Origin of the sequence: Pseudochrobactrum sp. AO18b (genome assembly GCF_000409565.1) — a bacterium.
GTDB classification, from domain to species: domain Bacteria; phylum Pseudomonadota; class Alphaproteobacteria; order Rhizobiales; family Rhizobiaceae; genus Pseudochrobactrum; species Pseudochrobactrum saccharolyticum.
This window is the reverse complement of sequence record NZ_ANNO01000251.1, coordinates 1-2,385: the sequence shown is the minus strand read 5'-3', so window position 1 is coordinate 2,385 and position 2,385 is coordinate 1. Positions and strand designations below refer to the sequence as shown.

The 2,385-nt window shown below is 50.5% G+C and carries 2 protein-coding genes; one reads left to right on the top strand and one right to left on the bottom strand.

Features of this window, described 5'->3' with window-relative positions; all coding sequences use genetic code 11:
- Positions 1–39: 39 nt before the first annotated feature.
- Positions 40–495, bottom strand: coding sequence for a GatB/YqeY domain-containing protein (locus A918_RS0110260; RefSeq protein ID WP_022710976.1), 456 nt, complete (start codon positions 493–495; stop codon positions 40–42).
- 719 nt (positions 496–1,214) lie between these two features.
- On the opposite strand from A918_RS0110260, the gene carA reads away from it, so the two are divergent.
- A partial coding sequence (gene carA, locus A918_RS0110255; RefSeq protein WP_022710975.1) for a glutamine-hydrolyzing carbamoyl-phosphate synthase small subunit occupies positions 1,215–2,385 on the top strand: 1,171 nt, incomplete at its 3' end.

The window sequence follows — 2,385 nt, the reverse complement described above, 5'->3', positions numbered from 1 at the left end:
TTAATCGCGGGCTTTTTCTTTATTCTTAATTATTCAGGATCAGCTACCGAGCAGTTCTTTCAGCACACCGCTGGCCTTGGCGAAATCCATCTGGCCGGTATAACGTTCTTTAAGAACCGCCATTACCTTACCCATATCGCGCAGGCCTTCCGCACCGACTTCGGCAATGGCAGCGGCGCTGTTGGCGCGAATTTCTTCATCGCTCAACTGCTGAGGCAGAAATTCTCTGATGATCTCGATTTCAGCGCGTTCATTTTCAGCCAGTTCAATACGATTGCCTTCTTCGTACATTTTGGCGGATTCTTCACGCTGCTTGATCATCTTGGCAAGAATTGCCAGAATCTCATCATCCGATACAGGGTCTTTGCCTGCACCGCGATTGGCAATGTCGCGATCCTTCAGAGCAGCCATAATCAGGCGCAGCGTTGAAGCACGCATTTTTTCATGGGCTTTCATAGCCGTTGTCAGAGCTTGCGAAATTTCCTGACGCAGCATTTCTTATCTCCTTGGCAGGACAGCATTATATATTCGTATCCGGCCTGTTAAATTTATAAAATCCGGTCAGAGCAAGGCGCGGTCAGTTGTCTTTTTATAAACACGCGCATGATGCAAATTTTACAGAAATCAGAGCGTGCGCACAGAACAGAATAAAGGCGATACGCTCCTGAATGCAATAAAGCTGGCCGGAATAAGCAAATCAAAGGCCTTATAGCGCAATTTGCAGTCTTGGCAAAACCATCAGATTATTTTCTTTCCGCAACCTCATTATGCCTCCGCATTATGCAAGCAGAAACCGGCTTTTTCTGGCTGTCTTGATAAGCCCAAATTACTAGCCGCATATTGACCGCCGCTTTTCCCGCGAAAATATCCGTCACAGCAATTGACCGCAGGGCAAGATTTCTTTACATTATTAATCTTAGCAGAAGATTTTTTTCATTCTCGCGACGGAGCTCATTGTATCCGGCGCGTTTTTGCACATCTGGTGTTTATCATACCGGGTTGCATCTGCACATATAACACATAGTTGCCGTTCAGATGGCCGACCACAAAGCCGGTTACGGACGCGACATACTTAGAGCGCCGGGCGCCCTGTTGGGCGCACAAAACTCGCTCTAACACTTTAAAATTGGAGCATAATTTATCCTTAAACTGATTCAAGTTTAAGGTGTTATGCTCTAACAGCACAGCGCGCAATTTTGATCAGGAGTGCCTCAATGACCGAAACCACACCCAAAACCGCACCCTGGACGACTTCCAAACCAACAGCTGTTCTTGTTTTGGCGGATGGCACAGTGATCGAAGGCAAAGGTGTCGGCGCAGTCGGCGCGATTGAAGCGGAAGTCTGCTTCAACACCTCCCTCACCGGTTATCAGGAAGTTCTGACCGATCCGTCCTATGCAGGCCAGATCGTGACTTTCACATTCCCGCATATCGGCAATGTCGGCACCAATGAAGAAGACAGCGAGCGCCTAAATCCGGCCAGCCGCTCCGGCGCAGTCGGCACAATTATCAAGGCTGATATTACCGCCCCTTCAAACTACCGCGCCACACAGGATTTCGACAAGTGGCTGAAGCAGCACGGCATTATCGGCCTCAGCAATGTTGATACGCGCGCACTGACCGCCCTGATCCGTGAAAAAGGCGCAGCCAATGCCGTGATCGCTCACGATCCGAGCGGCAATTTCGACATTCCGGCTCTGAAAAAACGCGCGGCAGCATGGGCTGGTCTCGTAGACCTCGACCTCGCTAAAGATGTTACTTCCGGCCAGTCTTCCGTATGGACAGAAAAGTCATGGGTCTGGAATGAAGGCTATGGCAGCCAGACAGAAGAACAGTTCCATGTCGTTGCGGTTGACTATGGTATCAAACGCAACATTCTTCGTCTGTTTGCAGATCTCGGCGGCAAGGTAACGGTTGTTCCGGCGACAGCAAGCGCTGAAGATATTCTGGCACACAATCCGGACGGCGTATTCCTGTCCAACGGCCCTGGCGATCCGGCGGCTACCGGTGAATACGCAGTGCCAACCATTAAAAAACTGATTGAAACTGACATTCCGCTGTTTGGTATCTGCCTCGGCCACCAGATGCTGGCACTGGCAACAGGCGGCAAGACAGTGAAGATGCATCAGGGTCATCACGGCGGCAACCATCCGGTGAAAGATCACACAACCGGTAAAGTTGAAATCGTATCGATGAACCACGGCTTTGCGGTGGATGCGGACAGCCTGCCTTCAGGCGTGGAAGAAACCCACATCTCGCTGTTTGACGGTACAAATTGCGGATTGCGGATTATCGGCAAGCCGGTCTTCTCGGTACAGCACCATCCGGAAGCATCACCGGGTCCTGAAGACTCGTTCTACCTGTTCCGCCGCTTTATCAACCTGA